The following is a 21,497-nucleotide window of genomic DNA, read 5'->3' on the forward strand; positions in this document are numbered from 1 at the left end:
CCCGCGCTGGACCGGAGCCCGCGCCGCTCCGCGCGATCTCCATCGAGGACGCACGGGCAGCGGAGCAAGCGCTCAGGGTGTACGGCGATCAGCACGCAGCGATCCTGTGACAGGCGCACGAAGGACGCAATTGCGCTCGTCTGCCCGCAATCGTGCGAGCAGCCGAGATGCGAGACGCGACCACGCGGACACGTGCGCGCGAACGTCGCGAACACCTGGGCTCGCCGCGGCGCGCACGCCTCGGACAACGGCGGCGGCGCTGCGCCTCGTGGCAGCCATGCGCCCTCGTGGACGGTATAGTTCCCCGCATGGCACTTCCCGCCGCGCTCCTGGCCGCCGTCGAGCGGCATTCGTGTTTTACCGGCTGCTATCGCAGCGAATCGGAAGTCCAGGTCTGCATCGATCCCGCGCAGGCGCTCGTGCCGACGGTGCCTGTCTGTTGCAGCGATTGCCTGAACTTCCACCCGGCGGCGCTCGTGAGCCTCTTGCCCCTCGGCATGACGTCGTACGCGCTCGCGAACGCGCTGACGACCCACGTGCGCTCGCTGCGCGGGTACAAGTGGGCGACCGGCGGCTACCACACCGCGGGCACCGGCTTCTGGCTCAACGCCGCCTACTACGGCAATGGCCTCTTCCTGGTCGACGCCGCGCGCAACCGCAACGCGAGGACGGACGTCGACATGCTGATCGAGGCCTTCCAGCACGGGATCGTCCAGCCGGAGGACCCGCGCATGCTCGATCCGGCGCTCTACACGATCGAGCTCGCCTACATCAACATGTCGCGACCCATCCTGCCGGTCCGCAGCAAGCAGGATCTCCTGACGTCGCCGCAGCGCAGCGCCACGCCGAGGCAGGGGTTCTCGCGCGTGTCGATCGTGGAGTTCCAGCCGCTCGCCGTCGCGGGGACGTCCCCCTCCGCGCAGCCGGCGAAGCCGGCGCCGCAGCCCCGCGAGCTCAAGCTCGGCGATACGTGCCCGACGTGCGGCGCCGCCGTGATGGAGCGACCGCTGTTCTCGGGCACGTTCGTGGGCTGCCTCTGCTGAGGGCGCGCCGCGGGCCACGCCGGCGACCGGCTCACGGCGACGGCGGCGTGGTCGCGCGCCACGCGGTCTCTCCGGTCGCCGGGTCGATCGCGCGCAGCGCAGCGCCGCTCACGGCGGCGCCGCTGATGACGTAGACGTAGGGGCCGGACGCCTTCGCCGCCGTGAGCCGGTCGCCGAGGTAGGCCGCGGCGCGCTCGTACCGCGCGGCCCCGGACACCGGGTCGAGGGCGATGATCCGCGGCTCGGTGCCGTTCACCACGTCGACGCCGACGACGACGGCGGCGCCGCCGCTCGCGACGAGGAACAGGTCGGGCCGCCCGCCGGAGAGCGGCGCGCGCGCGGCGAGCTCCTTCTTCCAGAGCGACTCGCTGCCGCGCCGCCCCTCGGCGGTGAGCCGCGGCGGGCCCCCGGCCGGCGCGGTGAGCACGACCTCCACGCCGCCGGCCTGGACCACCTGGGGGTTCTTCTTGCGCTCCCAGAAGTGCCCCGTGATCGCCGACGGCTGCGGCGCCGTCGGGCAGTCGTCCGCCGCGCCCCCTTCGAGCTTGATCCCGGTCGCCGTGCCGTCCTTCATCACCACGGTCGCGCAGCCGTCGCCCCCCGCGATCTCGTCGGGGACCCCGGGGAGGTTCGCCACCCAGCGCTCCTTGCCGGTGCGGGCGTCGAGCGCGCGCAGCGCGGCGTCGCCCCCACCCGCGAGCACCGTGTTCGCGTCCGCGCAGGCGAGCGCGTCCGGCTCCTCGATCTCCTGCGACGCCCAGATCCCCTGCCCGCTGCGCCCGTCGACGGCCACCACGCGCCCGCGGGTCTTGCCGTCCTGCCACAGCACCGGGTCGGGCGCGTCGTCGCCGTTCGCGTCCACGAAGCAGAGGGCGTCGAGCTGGGTGGAGAGCGGGCGCGCGCGCGGCGCGGGCTCCTGCGGCGGGTCGACGCGCGCGAAGAACATCACCGCGAAGCCGATCCCGACCGCGGCCATCGCCGCGGCGAGGAGCACCTTCGTCGCCCGGGATGGCCCAGGCGCGGGCGCAGCCCCCGGTGCAGCCGCGCCTGCGACGCCGGGGGCATCGGCGCCGCAGCGCGGGCATGCGATCCCATCACGACTTGCCTCCAGCGAGGCACCACAGCTCCTGCAGGGCCGCATCCGGGCAGTCTATCGCCGCCGGGTGCCCGTGATCGAGAGCCACCGTGCGCGGCCCGGCCGGACCGGGGACTCGCCGCCGCTACTTCGCCCAGAGCACCGAGAGATCGATCTCGATGGCCTCGAAGGGCACGACCCGGACCCGCGCCGTGTCGCGGTGGACGGGGCCGGGCTCCCAGCCCCTGCCCGCGGCGAGCGAGAAGACCTCGAGGGTGCGCCGAATTGGATCGACGAGCCACGCGTGGAGCACGCCTTCGCGCGCATAGAGGGGCATCTTCTCCGTGCGATCGACGTCCTCGGTCGACGGGCTCAGGACCTCGCAGATCCAGTCGGGAGCGAGCGGGAAGAAGGCCGTCTCGGGCAGCTCGGGCATGCGCTCGATCCGCCAGCCGGCGAGGTCGGGCACGAGCACGTCGAACTCACCAGGCGTGCGCGGGTCGGGGAGGTGCAGCTCAGGCTCGACCAGGATGGTCCAGCCGCCGGGCCCGCCTTCGCCCAGGTCGAAGGGGCCGGACAGCTTCCCCCCAAGCCGGGACGCGGCTCGCGCATGCCGCGGCGCCGGGCGGGGGAACACGTGCAGGGTGCCGCGGACGAGCTCCGCCACCTTGGTCGACGGGATGGCTTCGAGGTCGGCGTACGTGGCACGGGGCTGCTTCTCGGCGGGCTGACCCATGACCGGAGCCTGCCTGGACGCCCATGGAGAGGCAAGGTGTGTAGCGCGCCGGCCCTGAACGCTCGCGCGGCGCCGCGCGCCCGCCCCTCACCCCTTACGGCTTCGGTATCCTCAACGTGCCGCTGACCATGGCGCTGCCGCTCACGACATAGACCAGGCTGAGCGGGTGGAACGCCCAGGGGCCGAGCGCGATGGACCCGAGCCAGAGCTGCTCGTGCACGCGCTCCTTGGCGAAGAGCACCCCGAAGAGCAGCACGATGAGCAGGCTCGTGGGGATCGGCGTCCCCTCGTAGTAGCGCACCTTTCCTCGCTCGTCCGACAGCTCGGCCGCCGTGACGTTGTACCGCGCGAGGCGGCTGATCCCGCAGGCGACGAAGTAGACGAGGGCTGCGGCGTCCCACGGCCCGCGCAGGCCGAGCGCGTAGCCGAGCACCGCGGGCGCGACGCCGAACGAGACCACGTCGGCGAGGGAGTCGAGATCGGCCCCGAGCGGCGAGTGCTTGCGACGCCAGCGCGCGATCGTGCCGTCGAGGACGTCGCACGCCAGCGCGAACGGCAGGAGCCCGAAGGCCACCCAGATATAGATGCGCTCGCGCTCGGCCACATAGTTCAGGCAAAGCAGGATGCTCAGCGTGCCGCTCGCCGCGTTCGCCAGCGTGACGAAGTCGGCGAGCGCGAACGACCGGAGCATCGAGAAATGGGGCGGTCTCTCGGGAGGCATGGCGCTCGGGGTGCGCAGTGTCGCACGTCCGGTTCGATTGCCAACCATTCTGCGCGGCGCGCGTCGCCGTTCTCGGGGCGTCCTCGCGTCGCAGGGCGCCTCGGGCCGCGGCGCGCCCGGCGCCGGCGCCGTCTAGCCAGGTGGCACGTGCTTGTCCACTCCGCGGCGATCCGCGCACAAAACTTAGGACCGGGCCGCGCGCTGCCTAGCATCCGTCGGCGGATGCCCGGACTGTCACTTGTCGCCGACAACACCCGTTGCTCATCGGAGCCCGAGCGCACGTCGCTGCACGATGTGCTCGACTTCGTCCTGGAGGGGGCGCGCAACGCGCCTCCTCCGCTCGATGGAGCGGCGCTGCCGCTACGCGCCGAGACCGAGGCGCTGCCGCTGCTCTGCGAGCTCGCCGAGGCCGCGGCGGAGCTCGCCTCCGGACGCCGCGCGCGCGCGGTCGTGCGCCTGTGCCTCGAGCCCGACCCTTGGGAGCTCGGGCTGGAGCGCGTGGGCCGCGACCTCCTCGTCACCGTCTTCCAGGGCGGGGACGTGCCCGAGGTCGCCCTGCACGAGCGGCGCTTCGACGGCGAAGCGCTCTGCGCGCGCCTCCTCGCGGCCATCGACCGGTTCGCCTCGCGCAGGGGCCCGGGCGCGCGCCGCGACGCCGCCTTCGCCGAGAACGACGCGGATCGCGGCGGGATCGGCGAGCAGCGGCTCCCGGCCGCGCGGCGGTGCCTCGCGGCCTCCCTGCCGTTCTCGCCGGACGAGGCGGGAGGAGAGCCCGCGATCGTGGGCGTCGAGCCGACCGGCGAGATCCCGATCGCCATCGCGGCCGAGGCGCTCCTGCGCACGTCGCAGGGCGCGGCGCTCACGCAGCCGGCCGTGCTCAGAGCCGACCTCTTCTCGCTCCTCTTCCGGGGCAAGATCCGCGTGCTCGTGGGCGAGGAGGCGCGGGAGCTGCCCGACGTCTTCGTCTTCCCGTTCGCAGAGCAGCTCGCGTCGCTGTCGCTCGAGTCGCTCGACGCGTGGGCGCGGCGCCAGCCCTACCACCGCCGGCTGACCGTCGGCGGCGCGATCCTCGGCGTCCGGCTGCACAGCGAGGGGGCGCTGTCGCTCACGCTCGGCGTGCCCCGCGTGGGCCGCGTCCCCTCCGCGGATCCCCGCGCGCCCGGCGCTGGCCGCGTACCCTCGTTCGCGGCCGCCGAGGAGCGGGCGCAGACCTGGACCTTCCCGGCCGTCGACGTGGCGGCGCTCGCCCAGGGCGTGGTCGCGTTCGGGCGGGCGCTCGCGCGCAGCCTGGTGCGCCGCGATCGCGGGCAGACGTCGAACCTGCGCCTGTTCGAGTTCCGGGCGCGCGTCCGCGCGCTCTCCGAGCGGCTCCGCGAGCTCACGCGCAACGACGCGAAGATCAACGTGGCCCCGGAGACGTACCGCGCCTTCGCGGCGGCGGCGCGCCCGCAGGCCGCGGCCGAGGACACGTTCGGGCGGACGCGCCTGCGCTTCACGGCCCGGTGGATCGCGGCGATCCCGTCGCTCGATCTCCGCGCCACCTTCCTCTGCGGCGACGTGCTCGTGGTGGGCTCGACGCGCGAGCTGACGTGCATCGATCGGCGCACCGGCGAGTGCCTGTGGCGCAAGCCCGCGCCGCGCGCGGTCTCGGTGATGACGCCGGTCGGCCTCGGGCGGCTCCTGCCCGACGGCACGCTGCAGCTGCACGATCTGGCGAGCGGCGAGGTCGCCTGGTCGACGCGGCTCTCGCCGCGCGTGGGCGCGAACGCCTCGGGCGCGGTGGTGAGCGGCCCCGGGCTGCCGCGGATGCTCATCGTGAGCGAGGGGACGCGCCACCTCGCGGCCGTGGACCTCTACTCCGGCGAGGTGCGCTGGCGCTACGCCGCGCGGCGCGGCGAGAACTTCCGGCTCCGCCGCGCGGGCAAGCTCGTCCTCGTGGGCAGCGGCGAGCCGGCCCTCGCGGCGCTCGACGTGCTGAGCGGCGAGGTCGTGTGGCGCTTCTGCGACCGGCTCCCGTTCGCGTCGCCGGTGGCGGTCGATCAGGACGCGCTCTTCGCGCTGGCGGGCGACGGCGCCTTCGTCGGCCGCGGCGGGGCGCGGCTGCACCACCTCGACCCGTGGTCCGGCGAGGCGCGGTGGACGGTCGATCTGCCGAAGCACGTCGCGCCGGTCGGCGCGCCGCTGCTCGGGCCCGAGACGGTGTGCGTGGTGACCCACGGGCGGCGCGGCACGGGGCTCGTGGGGCTCGATCGCCGCACCGGGGCGACGCGCTTCGACCTGACCGCGTGCGCGTCGATGGCCTCGTGCCTCATGGTGGACGATGTGGTCGTCGTGAACAGCGAGGCAGGCGAGATCGTCGGGGTCGGCGCGCACGACGGCGCGGTCCGGTACCGGCACGTCATCGCGGGCGGCGTCGAGGGCGACAGGCCGCGGCGCCTCGAGCCGGTGCTCCGCTCGGGCGCGCTGTTCGTGCCGCAGAGCGAGGTGCACGTCGTCCGGCCGCGCGACGGCGCGCTGCTCGGCAAGGTGCCGACGGACCTCATCCCGGATCTCCTGCGGGTCGACGAGCGGTGCGACGTCTACGTGGCCGAGGAGAGCGGCCACCTCGCGGCCTTCTCCGCGGCCCCGCGGCTCAGCCTCGTCCAGTAGCGGTAGCCGCGGCGGCGCGCGTCAGCGCGGCCGCCGAGCCGGCTTCCAGATGAGCTCGAGCGTCACCTGGGTGACGCCGTCGTCGATGAGCCCGATCCGCTCGGCGGCCTTGCGCGAGAGATCGATGATCCTGCCGCGCTTGAACGGGCCGCGGTCGTTGATCCGCACGCGCACGCGGCGGCCGTCCCGGCGGACCACGTCGACCACGGCGCCGAAGGGCAGCGTCCGGTGCGCGGCCGTGAGCGCGCGCGGGTTGTAGCGCTCGCCGCTCGCGGTGCGGCGGCCGTTGAACTTGTCGGCGTAGTAGGTGGCGCGCCCGCCCTGGATCGGCGTCCCCTTCGCCGCGCTCCGCGCGCTCGCGGGCGCGATCGGCGTGGAGACGCCGTCGATGTCGTCCGGATCGTCGTCCTCGGCCTGGTGCCGCGGGGGCGCCGGCGGGGTGCTCGGCGCGACGCCGAGCGCGATCGGCGCGTCGGCTCCCGTGCGGGGCGCTGCAGGCTGGTGAGCGGAGCAGGCGGGGGTGCAAAAGAGGAGGAGGAAGGCGAGCGTCCTCGCCACGCCGCGGCGTCCACCGGGCGTCATCACGTCGCCTCGGGCGCGGCGCGATCGGCCGACGAGGGGTCGAGGTCGGCCGCGGGCGAGGTCACCGCGGCGACCAGGGCCAGGGCCGAGGGCTCGCCGCTCCCCGCCCCGTCCGCGGACGGGGCCGCCTGGGGCCTGGCCTTGGCCCGAACGAACCCGGCCAGCTCGCGGAACGGCACGCCGGTCGGGCAGATCCTCTCCTTCTCGGCGAGCACCTCCTCCGGCACGTGCGCGAGCGCGAGCGCCGCGGCGTCGAAGTCCGGCATGCTCCGCGACGACGCGAGCACCACGGTCATGAGGCCGCGGTAGGCCCCCCTGGAGGCCGCGATGCGCTCGGCCTCCCCGAGGTCGCAGCGCCCGCACGCGATGCAGCGGGAGAAGCGGGGCAGGGCCGCGCGCTCGGCGGGCGAGAGCGGCGGCAGGCCATCGGCGTCGTAGTTCTCGCGGAAGAGCGCGAGCCCGCTCGGACCGTCGTCGAAGAGACGGCGCACCGCGACCTTGAGGAGCGACCACGCGAGGACCGCGAGGGCCAGGGCACGACCGGAGAGCACGATCCGTCCATAACCCGAAACAGGCCCGCGCGCCGAGCCGATGCGCGCGGGGTCTCCAGATCGGCGCCGGGCGCGTGAACCCGCGTTAACAGCGCCTCGGGCACGCGCAGGTCCGCGGCGACCCGCCGCCGCTGCGATGACCCCTGCGACGCGCGCTCGTCGCCCGAGCTCCGCGGCGCCCGAGATCGCGCGCCGCGCCGGCGCTCCGCGGCGGATCGCGCGACGACGGCCGCCGCCGGGCGAGGACGCCGCGCAGCGACGCCACGCCCTCGCGCATCGGTCCTCGCTGGCACGTCGGGTGCACAGGAGCGAGGCATGCCCAACGACTTGCTTCTCTGCGACAACCGACGCTCCGAAGACCTCGGCGACCTCGCCGAAGGTGCGCTGGTGGAGGCGATGATCGCGGGGGACGAGCGCGCCTGGCGCGCCTTCCACGCCGGCTACGATCGGCTCGTCCACCGCTGCATCAGCGGCGTGATCGCCCGCTTCTCCGCTGTGGTCGCGCAGGACGACATCCGCGACATCCACGCAACGCTGCTCGTGCAGCTGCTCTCGAACGACATGCGCAAGCTGAGGACCTTCGACGCAGGCCGCGGCGCGCGGCTGAGCTCCTGGATCGGCACGCTCGCCGTCCACTGCGCGTACGACCACCTGCGATCGAGGAGGCGCGCGCCGCGCTGTGCCCCGCTCGACGACGCGGCGGTCCAGCTCCCCTGCGAGCGCCCGTCGCCGCAGGAGCAGGCCGAGCGCCGCGAGCGCGCCGCGCTCGTGGGGCGGGTGCTCCACGCGTTCTCCAACAAGGACCGCGAGTTCGTCGCGCTCTACTTCGCCGAGGGCCTGCCCCCGGAGCAGATCGCGGCGCGGATGGGGATCAGCGTGAAGACGGTGTACTCGAAGCGCCACAAGATCCAGAGCCGCCTGGAGGCGATGCTGTCCAGCGTCAGCCTCGCGGCGTGACGTTTCCCTCCCCCGAAGGGGGCTCGGCGGCCGTCGGCCCTGTGGTATGAGCCGAGGAGGATGGCTCGCCCGCCCCGCACCTCCTCCGCGCTCCTGCTCATCGCGGCCGCCCCCCCGCTGCTCGGCGCGTGCGGCGGCGGCGACGGAGATGCCCCCGCGATCCCCCTCGCCGACGAGCGCGGCGGCGGCGCGCGCGTCGCCGAGATCGTCGGTGACGCCGGGTGGCTCGACCCGGAGGACGAAGAGAGCCGGCGCTGCGCCGCGCCGCCCGCTCGCCGCGCCCACGTCACCGGCGCCACCCTCGTCGCCATCGACAGCTTCGACGAGACCGGCGAGGGCGCGCGCGGCAACCACTACGTGCAAGACAGCGCCGACAAGCCCGTCCCCTACTCGGGGATGACGGTCTTCCAGCCCGCGTTCGACCCCCCGGATCTGCGGCTCATCCCCGGCGACGTCGTCGACGTGCTCGGCGAGCTCACCGAGTTCCTCGGCCCCTCCGCCGGCCGCTTCGGCGGCTGCCGCACCTTGCCCGAGCTCGGCGGGACCATGAGCTTCCGCTTCGAGGACCGCCCCGCCGTCCCGATCCGCGTGCCGCTCGACGACCTGAGGGGCTACGCGTCGGCGCGCCCGTACATCGGCATGCTCGTGCGGGTCGAGGGCGTCAGGATCGCCGGCGACCCCTCGAGCCGCGACGGCCGCTACGCGGCGTCGATCGACGTCGGGGCCGGCGTGCGCCCCGCCGACGTCCCGCGCCTCTCGAACGAGCTCTACGATCTCGAGCGCGAGGGGCCGCCGCTCGCGGACGGCGCCTCCTTCCGGTCCGTCACCGGCGTGCTCACCTACTTCTACGGCTTCAAGATCGCCCCGCGTTGCCCGGCCGATTTCCAGCTGGAAGGCGCGCCGCTGCCCTCCGACGACGCATGCGCTCCCTGAGGCCCGCGCTCCTCTCGCCGCTCGTCCTGCTCGCGGCCTGCCAAGGCGCGGCGCCCGGCGGCCCGTCGGCGCCGGGGCACGCCCTCGCCTCGACGCCGGAGGGCAGCGTCGGGCGCATCGAGGTGCGCCACCTCGACGCCCGGCCGCGGCTCGCGCTCGTCTCGCGCGACGGCGATCCCGCGCCCGCGCTCGTCGTCTCGGTCGCGACCGATCTCGGCTCGGTCGCGACGACGGCGCTCGCCAGCGTGGTCGAGGCGCGCCTGCTCGCCGCCGGCTTCGACGTGGACGCGCGCATCGACCGCGGCGCCTTCCGCGTGCGCTTTCTCGTCAGGGACGCGGCGCGCGTCGCGCCGTTCCTGCGCGCGCTGTCGGCGGCGTTCGCGCAGCCCATCGCGGCGGGCAGCCCGGAGGTCGCCCGGGCCGCGGAGCGGACGCAGGCGCTCCGATCGAGCCCGCTCGACGCGCCGGAGCTCTCGCCGATCGCGGCCTGCACCGGCCAGCTGGGCCTCGCGGGCGCCGAGCCCGTGGTCGATCTGGCGACGCCCGCGGGCTCGCGGGAGCTCGAGGGGTGGCGCGCCGCGGCGCTGCACGCCGGGCGCACCTCCATCGCCGCCGTCGGCCCGGCCGCGTTCTGCGAGGAGGCGGCGCGCGCGGCGGAGGGCATCGACGCCTGGCCGGCGGGCGGCCCGCCCACGGACCCCTGGCCGGCGGCGGACACGGTCGGCGTGTACACGACGAACCAGCTCGGAGGGCGCGCCGCCCGCGTGACCGTCGCCGCGCGCGTCGCGAGCCCCCAGGCGGCCGTCGCCGCGGCGGAGCGGCTCGGCGCGCCGGGGTCCCCGCTCCGCGCGCGCCTCTCGGCGCTCCCCTCCCCGTTTCGCGCCGTCGAGGTGCTCGGGGTCGCCCGCCCGCGCGGCGGCTGCGTGAGCGTGACCATCGAGGCCGCCGATCTGCCCACGGCCCCGCCCCTCGAGGCCTCGGCGGCGCTCGCGGCCGCGGTGGCGCGGCAGGAGATCCGCCGCGGCCTCTCGGCGCCGGCGCACCCCGACGTCGCCACGCGTCAGGTCCTCACCGCGCAGGACCCTCGCGACGCCGGCGCGCGCGCCTCGTGGTGGGCGCTCTCGGGGAGCGCCCCGGGCGCGCCGCCGGAGCGGTGGGCGACGGCGCTCGGCCTCCCTCCGAGCGCCGACCCGCCGAAGCCCGCGGCGCCGGGCGAGGCCGGCGCTCGGCGCTTCGAGGCCGAGCTCTCGCGCGCGCTCGCGCCGGGAGCCCAGCCCTCCCTGGAGCGGCGGGCGCTGGTCGAGCGCGGGCAAGGCGAGGTCTGGGTCCTGCTCGGGAGCCCGTGCGGCGTCGCCGAGGAAGGGCTGTACGACGCCGGCGCGACGGCGCTCGCCGCGCTCGCCGCCGTGCAGACCCGGCGGCGCGAGCTCGACGTCACGATCGAGCCGTGGGTCACGGCGGATGCCGTCGGCGTGATCGCGCACGCGCCGTTCCGCGACGAGCGCGAGACCCCGGCCGAGCTCGGGCGCCGCGTGGCGAACGCCGCCGCGCGCACGGTCGCGGCGACAACGCTGGGCCCCGAGGCGCTGACGCTGGCGCGCGCCGCGGCGCTCCAGCACCTGGAGCACCTCTCCGGAGGGCGGGCCGCGGCGCTCGAGGCCTTCGCCTCCGCGATCGCGCCCGATCACCCGTCCTGGATCGAGCCGTTCGGCGTCTGGGACCGGGTGGCGAGCGGCGCGCTCGAGACCGTGCAGCTCCGCTGGCAGGCCCTCGCGACCGGCCCGCTCCGGCTCGCCGTCCTCGCGAACGCCGACGCCTCCCAGGCGGCCGCCGCGGCGGAGGCCGCCGAGCGCTGGCTCGCGCCGCGGCTCACCCCGCGCGGGTGCGGCTCACCGGACGGCGCGGTGGTGCCCCGGCTCGGTCACCACGACGCCCGCCTGCCGGCCGGCGCGGCCCTGTCGCAGGCCGTCGTCGGCGCGCGGCTCCCTGCGGCGCGCGAGGCCTCTCCCACGGCGCGCGAGCTCGCCGAGCTCACGGTCTCCGCGCTCAACGGCGAAGGCGGACTGCTCGCGGCCGCGCTCTCTCCCGCGGCGAGCACGGCGTCCCCGGCTCCAGCCAGCGCGGCGCCGGCGAAGCGGCCGCTCGCGGCCCGCGCGAGCGCGCGCGTCCTCGGCGGGACACGCGCCGCGGCGCTCGCCGTCGAGCTCAGGGCAGAGGCCGGCGAGCTGAGCGAGGCCTCGGCCCGCGTGAAGGAGCTCCTCGCCGGCCTGGCGCAGCGGGTGACCGACGCCGATCTCGGCCGCGCCGAGGCCCACCTCGCCCGGCGAGAGCGCGACGCGCTCGCGGAGCCCAGGCGCCGGCTCATCCACCTGTTCAACGGCCGCCCCTCCCGCGCGGCCGCCCCGAAAATCACGCTGGTCGCATGGCGCGCCTTCCTGGCGGGCGCGCTCGGCGCGGACGCTATCGTGACCGTCGAGGCCCGGCCCGACTGATCACTCCCCGCCGTCGAAGTCGCCGGCGTCCTCGATCTCGGCCGTCCGCCCGGCGCTGGTCGCGTCGAGGCCCTCGTCCTCAGCGTCGCCGTCCGCGCGCGTGGCCTCGTCCTCGTCCTCGTCGACCTCATCCTCGTCGTCGTCGTCCGGCTGGGTCAGCACGGGGAGCCGGCGCTTGCCGACCGGACCCTCGTCGACGTAATCGCGCAGCGCCGACATGTCCTTCAGCGCCTCTAGCTTCGCGAGCGCCTTGACCTCGACCTGGCGGATGCGCTCGCGGGTCAGGTTCATGATCGCCCCGACGTCCTCGAGCGTCGTGCCGCCGCGATCCGCGACGTCGAGCGCGCACGTCTCGTTCATGTCCCAGACCTCGAGATCGGGGAAGTTCAGCTTGATGGCGCCCGTCCTGGCGGAGACGTCGAGATAGAGGTGGTGCTGGCACGAGACGTACGGGCACGGCCTCGGACCATCGACGCACTCGGCGCGGGCCCGCGGCTTGTAGTAGTCGGTCTCGGGGTAGAGCATCCGGCCGATCTCGAGCTCGCGCTTGGTCATGCGCTTGACGCTGATCGTCCGCGCCCGGATCTCGCGCTTCCGCCGCGACCTGCGCTGCTCGCGCGTGATGGCGTTCCCCGACTCCGCGGGGTCGACCTGGAGCGCGAGCGCGCCCTCCACGACGGGCTCCGTTGAGCCCGCTGGGTCGCGATCGCCCTCCGCCGCATCCGCACCGTCCAGGCCGAAGATCTCGAGCTCGCTGTCAGACACCGTCGCCATGCGCTGCCTCCGTTTGGTAGCGTCTCCGCTCTCAAGCGCGCGCGTCTCTCCCCGTACGTCCGAGTCCCAGCTCGAACGCAGAGGGATCCGCTCCTTAAGCCCGACGTAAAGCCGGATGCCGTCCCTAAAAAATTGCGACGAAACGAGCCGATGCCCGTCCCGTCGATCGCATCAAACCCAGGCGGGGCCGCGCCCGCGGCCCCATGTACTTCACGACGACGAAAGCCCCGCGACTCGGCCCCTCAAGAGGAAGCCGCCTGTTTCGTGAGCCGCGCTTGCGCCATCAAGCGCTCTTCTATCAACGCCAGCTTGGAGACGAGCTCCCGCGCGAGCGACTCTGCGCTCGCGAGGTCCTGGGCTATCGCCCTGCCGCTCGTCTCGCTCCGCCTTTCCTTGGCGGCATCCCTGAGCGCATTGAAGACCTTGGCCATCGTGCGCTCGAGCTCCTCGATATCACCTCTCACGAACAGGAATTCACGCTGGATCTCTTCGATGGTGTAGTCCTGGGCCATCATCTCTTTGATGCGCTGAACCTGGCGGACTACCGTGGCCGGATACATCCCCTGCGAGCCCTGGTGCTTGCCCTTGCGCCCCACCCGCACGCTTCGCGGGAGCAAGCCGAGCTGCACATACTTCCGGAGCGTCGCCTCGCTGAACTTGATGCCATGAGCCGCGAACAGCTCGAGGATATCGCTCGATGTGATCCCCTGGGCGTGCTCCCGCTCGATGCGATCAAGCACCTCCTCAGGGATCCTCTGCACCGGTCCTCCCATCGATCGCCGGAGGCCCTACCCAACCGACGCGGGCGACTCTATTCCACTGAATGGAATACAGTCAATTGACGCGACTACGATTATTGTGTGGCTGTCGCGAGACGCGGTGCTTTGCTGGGGTTCTTGACATACCTCGGACATTTTTCGTCCGTCGGAGCGACGCGTCGGCCCGCCCGGCACGACGCGGGTCGGAGGCCGGGAGGGGAAAAAGGCGACGCTCGGTTCAATGGGTGCGAGCAGGGGGGCGCCCGACACCCTGCGGGGCTCGTGCAGCGGCATGCCCCGTACCCTGACACACATCGGTCCTTTCAGACAAAAGGGCTGATAGTCTCGCCGCCACCATGGCCAAAGCCCTCGCCAGCGAGGGTCGGGGCTCGGCCTCTCCCGCCGCCCCCCGACCCGTCGAACGCGTCATCAGGGATGTCACCGCCCGGGGTGTCAGGATGCGGGTCCTGGTCGCTGGCGCGGGCAACGGCCCGGCGCTGCTGCTGATCCACAGCTTCCTCGTCAGCCACCTGGAGTTCGATGACGTGATCGACACGCTGGCCCAGCGGTTTCACGTCATCGCCCCGGACCTGCCGGGCTTCGGTGAGAGCGAGAAGCCGAGCCCGGCGCGGTACGCTTACGGCATCGAGACGTTCTCCGAGGCCGTGGCCGACCTCATCGCCGCCTTCGGCGTCGGCCGCGCGCACCTCGTCGGCCACGCGATGGGCGCCGCCGTCGCGATCACGCTGGCCGCCAACCACCCGGAGCTCGTGCAGCGGCTCGTCCTGGAGGACGCGCTCTGTTACCCGTTCCCGATGAGCTTCAAGATGAAGCTCCCGCTCCTGCCGGTCGTGGGCGGCATCGTCTTCAAGCAGCTCCACGGCCGCGGCACGTTCCGGTCGTACTTCCGCGACGACGTGTTCCGGGCGGACGCGGCCGTGCCGCTGTCACGCGTCGACCGGCACTACGATCTCTTCAACGCCCCCTCGGCGCGCGAGAGCGCCCACGCAGTGATGCGCGCGGTGCTCGACGCGCGCCCCGTCGTCGCGCGCCTCACCCGGATCACGGCGCCGACCCTCGTCGTGTGGGGGCGCGACGATCGCATCTTCCCTGCGGCGAGCGCGCAGCGGCTCGCCCGCGAGATCTCCGGCGCGATGCTCGAGATCATGGACGCCGGGCACTCGCCCCACGAGGAGCGGCCGGGGGAGTTCGTCGCGCTCGTGACGCAGTTCCTCGAAGGGAAGCGGTGACGGCGACGGCGCGCTGGGCTCGGCTCTCGCGCGGCGCGGCGCGAGCGGCCGGGCGCGCGGGGCGCGCCGTCCTCGGCGAGGACGCGGCGCGGCGGTTCCTCGGGGACCGCTCGGCGCTGCTCGGCCTCGGGATCGTCGCGCTGCTCTCGCTGTTCGCCGCCGTGGGGCCGGCCGTCATCCCCCACGACCCGAACGCGAGCGACTTCACCCTCGCCCGCGACGCCTCCGGAGCGCCGCCCGGGCCGTCGGCCGCCCACTGGCTCGGGACGGACCCGCTCTTCCGCGACCTGCTCGCGCGCCTCGCGCACGGCGCGCGGCTCTCGCTCGCCGTCGCGCTCTCGTCCACGGCCCTCGCCACGGGGCTCGGCGCGCTCGTCGGCGTCACGGCCGGCATGGCCGCCGGCACGCGGGCGGACGCGCTCGACGGCGCGCTCATGCGGCTCGTCGACGTGATCCTCGCCCTGCCCTACCTCCTGTTCGTGACCGCGATCGGCGTCGCCGTGGGGCGCGCGGACGTGGGGACGATCCTGCTCGTGCTCGGCCTCACGGGGTGGACCGGGGCGGCGCGGGTCGTCCGGGCCAAGACCGCAGAGCTCGCGCAGCGCGATTTCGTGGCCTCGGCGCGCGCGCTCGGCGCGGGGCCGCTGCACATCGTCCGGCGGCACGTCCTGCCGAACGTGGGCGGGACGCTGCTCGCCCTCGCGACAATCAGCGCCGGGCAGATGATCCTCGCGGAGGCCGCCCTCGGCTACCTGGGCGTCGGCGCGCAGCCGCCGACCGCGACCTGGGGCCGCATGCTGCACGAGGCCGAGCCGTACCTCGGGGTAAGGCCGCTCCTTGTGGCCGCGCCGGGCTTCGCCATCGTGCTCGCCGTGCTCGGCTTCCACCGCGCGAGCGAGGGGCTCCGCGACGCGCTCGATCCGGCCGGCGCGGCGCTCCCGCGCGGCCGTCGCCTGCCGGTCGATCTGCTCGTCGCGGGCGCGGCGCTGCTCCTGCTCTCGGGCGGCTCGGCGGGCGGCGTCCGCGCGCCCCTCGGCGGCGAGCCGGCGCCCGGCGCGCCCGTGCGCGGCGGGACGCTGCGCCTCGCGACAACGGTCAACGCGCGCGCGCTCGATCCGGCGATCGCCTACGACGAGCTCTCGAGCACCGTCGCGGAGCTCGTCTTCGCCCGCCTCGTCACGTGGGACCAGGGCGGCCGCATCACGCCCGATCTCGCGCGCGCGATCGAGGTGGAGCGCGGCGGGCGGACGTACGTCTTCACGCTGCGCGAGGGCGTGCGGTTCCACGACGGCGCGGAGCTCCGCGCCGCCGACGTGAAGCGCTCGATCGAGCGGACGCTCCACCCGAGGACGCCGAGCCCGGGCGCGAGCCAGTACGACATGATCGAGGGCTTCGCCGAGTACCACGCGGGCGCGACGCCGCACCTCGCCGGCGTGCGGGTGCTCGGCGATCACGCCGTCGCGATCGACCTGCGCGCGCCGGACGCGACGTTCCTGCCCCTCATGACGCTCGCGTTCATGGCGCCGGTGTGCCCCTCGTCCGGGGCCGCGGTCGACGCGGCGAGCCCGCCGCCGCCGTGCGGCGCCGGCCCGTTCCGCGTCGCGCGGTGGGACCAGGACAGCGGCATCGGGCTCGCCCGCCACGAGGGGTACTTCCGCCCGGGCCTGCCGTACCTCGACGCCATCGCGTGGCAGACCGGCGTGCGCGCGACGACCCAGCGCTACAAGTTCGAGGAGGGCGAGCTCGACGTCCTGCGCGATCTCACCGCGATCGACGCGGCGGCCTACCGCGCCGCGCCCGGGTGGGAGGGGCGCAGGCGCTGGGTGACGCGGGACAGGACCAACGCTGTCTTCCTCAACACCGAGCTCGCGCCGTTCGACCAGCTCGCCGTCCGGCGCGCTGTCGCGTTCGCCCTCGACCCCGCCGTGCTGGAGAAGGTGCGCCCCGATCTGCTCGCGCTCGACCGGGTGCTGCCGCCGTCGATCCCGGGCCCCCCGCGCGACGCGCCGATGCGGCAGCACGACCTCCCGCGCGCGCTCGCGCAGATGGCCGAGGCCGGCTACCCGTACGACCCGGCGACCGGGAGGGGCGGCTACCCGGGCGTCATCGACTACATCGCGGTCCCGGACACGCTGGAGCAGGCGATCGGCGAGATCGTCCAGCAGCAGCTCGCCAGGATCGGCCTCCGCGTCCGCCTGCGGCTCGTCAGCTGGGCGACCTACCTCGCCGAGGCCTCGCGACGCCGCGCCGTCCCCATGGGCTGGGTCGGGTGGCAGGCCGATTTCCCCGACCCGGCGAGCGTCTTCGAGCCGACGCTCTCCACGCGCGCCATCCGCGACGAGGGCTCGCAGAACTACGCCTTCTTCAGCGACGAGGAGCTCGATCGCACGCTCGACGCCGCCCACGCCGAGCAGGATCGCGCGCGGCGCCTCGCGCTCTACGACCGCGCCGAGCGCATCGTCCGCGATCGCGCGCCGTGGGTGCCCACGTACACGACGCGGCAGCTCGAGCTCTGGCACCCCTACGTGCGCGGCCACGAGGGCGCCGCCGCGCTCATGTCCCGCCTCCACGAGGTCTGGCTCGACCCGTCCGCGCGGCGCGCGGCCGGCGGAGGGCCGCGCGCCGCCGCGCCACGAACCGCGACGCCGCTCCGCGCGCTGCTCGCGCGCGCGGCCCTTCCTCGATGAGCACCACGCGCGCGCGCCGTGCCTCCACGCCCCGCCCGGGCCGCGCCTCCGCGGTGGGCTCCGCGCTGGCGCGCCTGCTCCGGCGCCTCGGCTGGGCCGCGATCGTCATCGCGGGGGTCACCGCCGTCTCGTTCGGGATAGCGTACCTGCTCCCGGGAGACGCCGCGCGGATGCTCGTCGGACCGCAGGCCTCGGCGGCGGACCTCGAGCGCGCGCGGACCATCCACGGGCTGGATCGCCCGGTCCCCGTGCAGTTCGCTCGGTTCGTCCGGCGGCTCATCCACGTCGGCCCCGCGGGGGTCGGCGACGGCGGAGCCCCTGGCGCCCGCGCGGGCGCGCGCGCCGATCCGGAGCACCGCAGCTGCGCGGCGGGGCCGCTCGGCCTGCACGTCGACCTCGGCTACAGCTTCCATTACCGCAAGCCTGTCGTGGATCTGCTCGAGGCGAAGGTGCCGCGCTCCGTCGAGCTCGCGCTGGCCGCCCTGCTTGTGCAGCTCCTGCTCGGCCTCTCGCTCGGGATCGTCGCGGCGGTCCGCCGCGGGACGGCCTGGGAGGACGCGGCGCTCGGCGCCACCCTGCTCGGCGCGAGCGCGCCGACCTTCGTGATCGGCCCCGCGCTCCAGTACGTGCTCGCCTACAAGCTCCAGCTCTTGCCCTACGACGGGTACGGCGCCACCGCGGCGGATCACCTGCGCTCCCTCGTCCTGCCGGCGCTGACGCTCGGCGTGTTCGGCAGCGCCCTCTACGCGCGCATCGTCCGCGAGGAGCTCCGGACGCTGCTCCGCCAGGACTTCATCCGCACCGCGCGGGCCAAGGGCGCCTCTCGCCTGCGCGCGCTCGTCGTCCATGCGCTGCGCAACGCGCTCTTGCCGCTCGCCACGCTCGCCGCGCTCGACCTCGGTGCGCTGGCGGGCGGCGCGATCGTCACGGAGAAGCTCTTCCGCTGGCCCGGCGTGGGGAGCATGGCGGTCGAGGCGCTCCAGAACCGGGACGGCCCGCTCATCGTCGGGACGGTGCTCTTCTCCGCGGCCGCCATCGTGCTCGCCACCGTGGCGCTCGATGTGGCGGCCCTGGCCCTCGATCCCCGGCTCAGGTCGCGGTCGCGCTGAGCGCGGACCTCACGCTCACGGCATGCCGGCGAGCGCGCGGCACTCGGCGCCGAGCGAGGACTCGGGCGAGGAGAGCTCGGCGCACTTGCGGAACGAGGCCCGCCCGCCGCGCCCGGCCGCCTGCTCTGCGGCGCCGCGCAGGTGCCACGCCGCGGCGCTCCCCGGGGAAGCGGCCGTGAGCTGCTGCGCGAGCTGCACCGCCTTGCCGGTCTGCCCCGACTCCAGGGCGCGCATCACGCGCGTCGAGAGGGGCCCGCCCTCGTCCGGCGCGGCAGGCGCGGACGCGGGCGGGGCAGCCGAGGGCTCCGGCTCCCGCGCCGGTGCGGCGGCCTGGCCCGCGGTCGCCGCCGCGCTCGGCGGCGCCGCGTCGGTGGTCGGCGCGTGCGAAGCGCGCTCGGAAGGCGCTCCGGCCGGCGCGGGGCTCGCCGCGGCAGGTTTCGCCCGCGCGCTCGCGGAGGCCGGCGCGGCCGGCTGGCCAGCCGGGGCGTCGGCGGGGGTCGCTGCGGAGAGCCCCGCCGCGGCGGCGGCCGCCGGCTCTCCTTCCGGCTCCGACGCGGCCATGGCCGCTGCGGGCACTGCCGCGGAGTGCTGACCCGCCGGTCCCTCCTCCGGCAAGGGCGCATGGACCGGGGCCGCTGGCACGGGGCGCCCCGTCTGGCCGACCAGCCACACGCCGGCGGCCCCGAGCGCGAGCGCCGTGACCAGGCCGGCGACGATCCGCGCGGTGCGGGCCCGGCGCTCCTCGTGGCGGGGCCCGAAGAGCGTGGCCTCGACCGCGCCGGCGGTCGTATCGGCGTCCTCGGCCGAGGGATGCTCCTGCGCCGCCATCCCCTCCGGCGCGTCCGCCCCGCCGCCGAGGAAGAAGCGCTCGCTCTCGCTGATCGGCCCGCGGTCGCCAGGAGGCGCGTCGTCCGGCGCCGCCGCGAGGCTCGCCGCCGGGGCCGCGCCGGCCGGTGCGGCGTCCGGCAACGGCGGGGGGGCCACGATCGGGCGCGCCTCCCCGGCCTTCGCTTCGACGGGCTGCGGCGCCGGCGCGCGCGGGACGGCGACAGGCGGCGGCGCGTCGCTCGGCGGGCGGGGGCGCAGCGTGGGGCTCGTCGACGCCGCCGGGGTGCGCTCCTCTCCGGCGGGCAGCGCGACGCCCGCTGCCGCGGCAAGCGCAGGCGGCGCTGCCGCAGGCGCGGGTGGCGCCGCTGGCTCGGGAGGCGCCGCTGCGGGCGCCTCGGGGGGCGTGGAGCGAACGCGCTGCTCGGCGGGAGCGGCCGCGGCCACGGGCCTGTCGCTCTTCGTGGGGCGCTGCTTCTGCGCGAAGCTGCGCGGCGTCACGAGCGGTCGCGTGAGCGGGGCCTCATCGCTGCTCGCGAGCGTGGTGTCCTTGTCGAGATCGACCTCGGCGCGCGGCCACGTGACCCGGGCGGCCTCGGCAGGTGATGCGGCGTTCCGCGGCGGCTCCGACGGCGCGCGGCCCGCTGTCGCCCCGGGCCGCGCCGCGGCGCTCCGCGGCGGCTCCGACGGCGCGCGGCCCGCTGTCGCCCCGGGCCGCGCTGCGGCGTTCCGCGGCGGCTCCGACGGCGCGCGGCCCGCTGTCGCCCCGGCGCGCGCCGCCGCGGCCGACACGGTGCTCCGCGGCGGCTCCGACAGCGCGCGGCCACCCGCCGCGCCGGAGCGCGCCGTCGCGGCCGACACGGCGCTCCGCGGCGGCTCCGACGGCGCCCGTGCCCCCTCCAGCACGGATCGCGCCACGGCGGCGCTCGCGCTGGCCGCTCGACCGACCGCCCCTGGCCCGTGCACCGCGCTGCGGGTCGTCACGGGGCGCCCGGGGGACTCCGCGTCGGGGTCCCCCGCCGGCGTGTGCAGCTCGTGACCGGGCCGGGAGCGCGGGAGCACCGCCGGAGAGACCCGGTTCGAGAGCGGCGCCGGGACCACGGCGGCATCCTCGAGGTCGTCGGAGCCGGCGTTCCCCGGGCTCCCCTCGGGGTAGTTGGAGTTGGAGCGCCGCGCGCTCGACGGCGACGAGAGCGGCGAGAACTCGTCGTGGAACGCCGCCTCCGGCTCGCTCGGCACCACGTCGTCGGGCGGGAGCGCGGCGGCGGGCACCAGCAGCCCCTCGAAGTAGAGCTTCGAGATGGTCGAGAGCGTCGAGAGATCCTCGAACGGGGACGCGTCGACCACCTGCATCAGCGTGCGCTTGCCGTCGAACAGGCGCAGGATCCCGTTCAGCTCGTCGGGGATCTCGTTCAGCCGCTCCAGGAGCTCTTCGCTGTCGACCTCGAACACGGTCGCGAGCGACGGCAGCGCCTCGAGGAGCCGGCCCCACTCGTCGACGCGGCGCATGCCCTCCATCAGGAGGCCCTGCGTCGACGTCTCGATCCCGTCGGGGTTGTCGACCTTGCAGAACTCGACCTCGAACGTCCCCTCGTTCCACAGGAGCGCGCGGTAGACGGCCTCCTCGCCGCAGAGCCGGCCGAGCGTCGCGTCGACGACCTTGCCCTCGCGGAAGTAGACCTGGGCCTCGTTGTCCGCGTGCGACAGGTGGACGATCCCGCTCTTCCGGCTCACCTCGAACGTCTGCAGCAGATCCACGACGTTCATGTCGAGGATCGACCCGGAGAACCTGGTCCGCCCCGTCGTCGAGAAGTGGCGCGTCGTGATCCCCTCGCGCGTCCGCCGCGCGAGGAGCAGCGTCACGCGCGCGATGAGCTCGCGCACGAAGATCGGCTTGGTGAGGTAGTCCTCGACGCCGAGCTCCAGCCCGCGGATCTTGTCCTCGATGGACCGCTGGCTCGTGAGGAAGACGACCGGGATCGAGGCCCAGTCGGCGTGCTCCTTCATCTTGCGGACGAGGGCATATCCGTCCACGTTGGGGAGGCGCGTGTCGCTGAGGACGAGGTCCGGCGTGGAGACCTCGAGCTTCGCGAGAGCGTCCGCTCCGTCCTTCGCGGTGGTCACGCTGTAACCGGCCTTTTTCAGGCTGACCTCGAGGACCCGAACGCTTCGCGGATCCGCGTCGACCAGGAGGAGCTGTTGCTTGGCCACTAGAGGTTTCCGCCTCGCGAAGGATGGCGAGCCCGAACGGACGCTGTCAAGCGCTCCGCCCTGAGCGTCGCCGCTGCCGTCGATCGCTTGTCCCGCGGCCGCGGGCCCGGTTCTCGACGTCGTCCATCGTGCACACAGGACGGC

16 protein-coding genes are annotated in these 21,497 nt (G+C 75.1%); 8 read left to right on the forward strand and 8 right to left on the reverse strand.

Translation table 11 applies throughout. From position 1 onward, the window contains the following. Nucleotides 1–308: 308 nt before the first annotated feature. Nucleotides 309–1,043 carry a hypothetical protein gene (locus tag WMF46_RS19900; protein WP_437553977.1) on the forward strand — a complete coding sequence of 245 codons (735 nt, stop codon included), beginning with the start codon at nt 309–311 and terminating at the stop codon, nt 1,041–1,043. Between the two features lie 31 nt (nt 1,044–1,074). Here the strand turns inward: WMF46_RS19900 and WMF46_RS19905 are convergent, their stop codons facing one another. The 3 genes from WMF46_RS19905 to WMF46_RS19915 form a co-directional block, all read right to left on the reverse strand. Then, nucleotides 1,075–2,037 (reverse strand): outer membrane protein assembly factor BamB family protein, encoded by a 963-nt coding sequence (locus WMF46_RS19905; RefSeq protein WP_437987048.1) that lies wholly within the window; start codon nt 2,035–2,037, stop codon nt 1,075–1,077. Nucleotides 2,038–2,263: 226 nt separating this feature from the next. Further along, nucleotides 2,264–2,854, reverse strand: a complete 591-nt coding sequence (locus WMF46_RS19910; protein WP_437987049.1) for a Uma2 family endonuclease — start codon at nt 2,852–2,854, stop codon at nt 2,264–2,266. Nucleotides 2,855–2,948: 94 nt separating this feature from the next. Further along, complete coding sequence (locus tag WMF46_RS19915; RefSeq protein WP_437987050.1) at nt 2,949–3,575, reverse strand: CDP-alcohol phosphatidyltransferase family protein; 627 nt, start codon at nt 3,573–3,575, stop codon at nt 2,949–2,951. Between the two features lie 222 nt (nt 3,576–3,797). Between WMF46_RS19915 and WMF46_RS19920 the strand changes: the two genes are divergently transcribed. After that, complete coding sequence (locus WMF46_RS19920) at nt 3,798–6,224, forward strand: PQQ-binding-like beta-propeller repeat protein (protein ID WP_437987051.1); 2,427 nt, start codon at nt 3,798–3,800, stop codon at nt 6,222–6,224. Nucleotides 6,225–6,245: 21 nt separating this feature from the next. Here the strand turns inward: WMF46_RS19920 and WMF46_RS19925 are convergent, their stop codons facing one another. Together WMF46_RS19925 and WMF46_RS19930 are read right to left on the reverse strand one after the other, a co-directional pair. Next, nucleotides 6,246–6,614, reverse strand: coding sequence for a septal ring lytic transglycosylase RlpA family protein (locus tag WMF46_RS19925; protein WP_437987917.1), 369 nt, complete (start codon nt 6,612–6,614; stop codon nt 6,246–6,248). 191 nt (nt 6,615–6,805) lie between these two features. Continuing rightward, nucleotides 6,806–7,357, reverse strand: a complete 552-nt coding sequence (locus WMF46_RS19930; protein WP_437747138.1) for a hypothetical protein — start codon at nt 7,355–7,357, stop codon at nt 6,806–6,808. A gap of 315 nt (nt 7,358–7,672) precedes the next feature. On the opposite strand from WMF46_RS19930, the gene WMF46_RS19935 reads away from it, so the two are divergent. From WMF46_RS19935 to WMF46_RS19945, 3 genes are read left to right on the forward strand one after another with little or no spacing between them, the layout of a single operon-like run. Next, the gene (locus WMF46_RS19935; protein WP_437987052.1) at nt 7,673–8,314 is read left to right on the forward strand and encodes an RNA polymerase sigma factor; all 642 of its coding nucleotides are present in this window, start codon (nt 7,673–7,675) and stop codon (nt 8,312–8,314) included. A gap of 60 nt (nt 8,315–8,374) precedes the next feature. Further along, complete coding sequence (locus tag WMF46_RS19940) at nt 8,375–9,247, forward strand: hypothetical protein (RefSeq protein ID WP_437987053.1); 873 nt, start codon at nt 8,375–8,377, stop codon at nt 9,245–9,247. Further along, nucleotides 9,235–11,739, forward strand: coding sequence for a hypothetical protein (locus tag WMF46_RS19945; RefSeq protein ID WP_437987054.1), 2,505 nt, complete (start codon nt 9,235–9,237; stop codon nt 11,737–11,739). The genes WMF46_RS19940 and WMF46_RS19945 overlap by 13 nt, the downstream gene beginning before the upstream one ends. On the opposite strand, the gene WMF46_RS19950 is transcribed toward WMF46_RS19945, so the two are convergent. Continuing rightward, the gene (locus tag WMF46_RS19950; RefSeq protein ID WP_437987055.1) at nt 11,740–12,513 is read right to left on the reverse strand and encodes a sigma factor-like helix-turn-helix DNA-binding protein; all 774 of its coding nucleotides are present in this window, start codon (nt 12,511–12,513) and stop codon (nt 11,740–11,742) included. Between the two features lie 242 nt (nt 12,514–12,755). Continuing rightward, entirely contained in the window at nt 12,756–13,253 is a 498-nt protein-coding gene (locus WMF46_RS19955) for a MerR family transcriptional regulator (RefSeq protein ID WP_437987056.1), read from the reverse strand. A gap of 476 nt (nt 13,254–13,729) precedes the next feature. On the opposite strand from WMF46_RS19955, the gene WMF46_RS19960 reads away from it, so the two are divergent. Genes WMF46_RS19960 through WMF46_RS19970 form a run of 3 tightly spaced genes read left to right on the forward strand, consistent with a single transcriptional unit; the run spans nt 13,730 to nt 18,317 of the window. Then, on the forward strand, nt 13,730–14,521 hold the full coding sequence (locus tag WMF46_RS19960) for an alpha/beta fold hydrolase (protein ID WP_437553997.1): 792 nt from the start codon (nt 13,730–13,732) through the stop codon (nt 14,519–14,521). Continuing rightward, nucleotides 14,518–17,208 carry an ABC transporter substrate-binding protein gene (locus WMF46_RS19965; protein ID WP_437987057.1) on the forward strand — a complete coding sequence of 897 codons (2,691 nt, stop codon included), beginning with the start codon at nt 14,518–14,520 and terminating at the stop codon, nt 17,206–17,208. The genes WMF46_RS19960 and WMF46_RS19965 overlap by 4 nt, the downstream gene beginning before the upstream one ends. Beyond that, complete coding sequence (locus WMF46_RS19970; protein WP_437987058.1) at nt 17,205–18,317, forward strand: ABC transporter permease; 1,113 nt, start codon at nt 17,205–17,207, stop codon at nt 18,315–18,317. The genes WMF46_RS19965 and WMF46_RS19970 overlap by 4 nt, the downstream gene beginning before the upstream one ends. A gap of 15 nt (nt 18,318–18,332) precedes the next feature. On the opposite strand, the gene WMF46_RS19975 is transcribed toward WMF46_RS19970, so the two are convergent. Then, nucleotides 18,333–21,353: a response regulator gene (locus WMF46_RS19975; RefSeq protein ID WP_437987059.1), complete on the reverse strand. Its 3,021-nt coding sequence runs from the start codon at nt 21,351–21,353 to the stop codon at nt 18,333–18,335. Nucleotides 21,354–21,497 lie beyond the last annotated feature (144 nt).

Origin of the sequence: Sorangium sp. So ce117 (assembly GCF_051524395.1) — a bacterium.
GTDB classification, from domain to species: Bacteria; Myxococcota_A; Polyangia; order Polyangiales; family Polyangiaceae; genus Sorangium; species Sorangium cellulosum_B.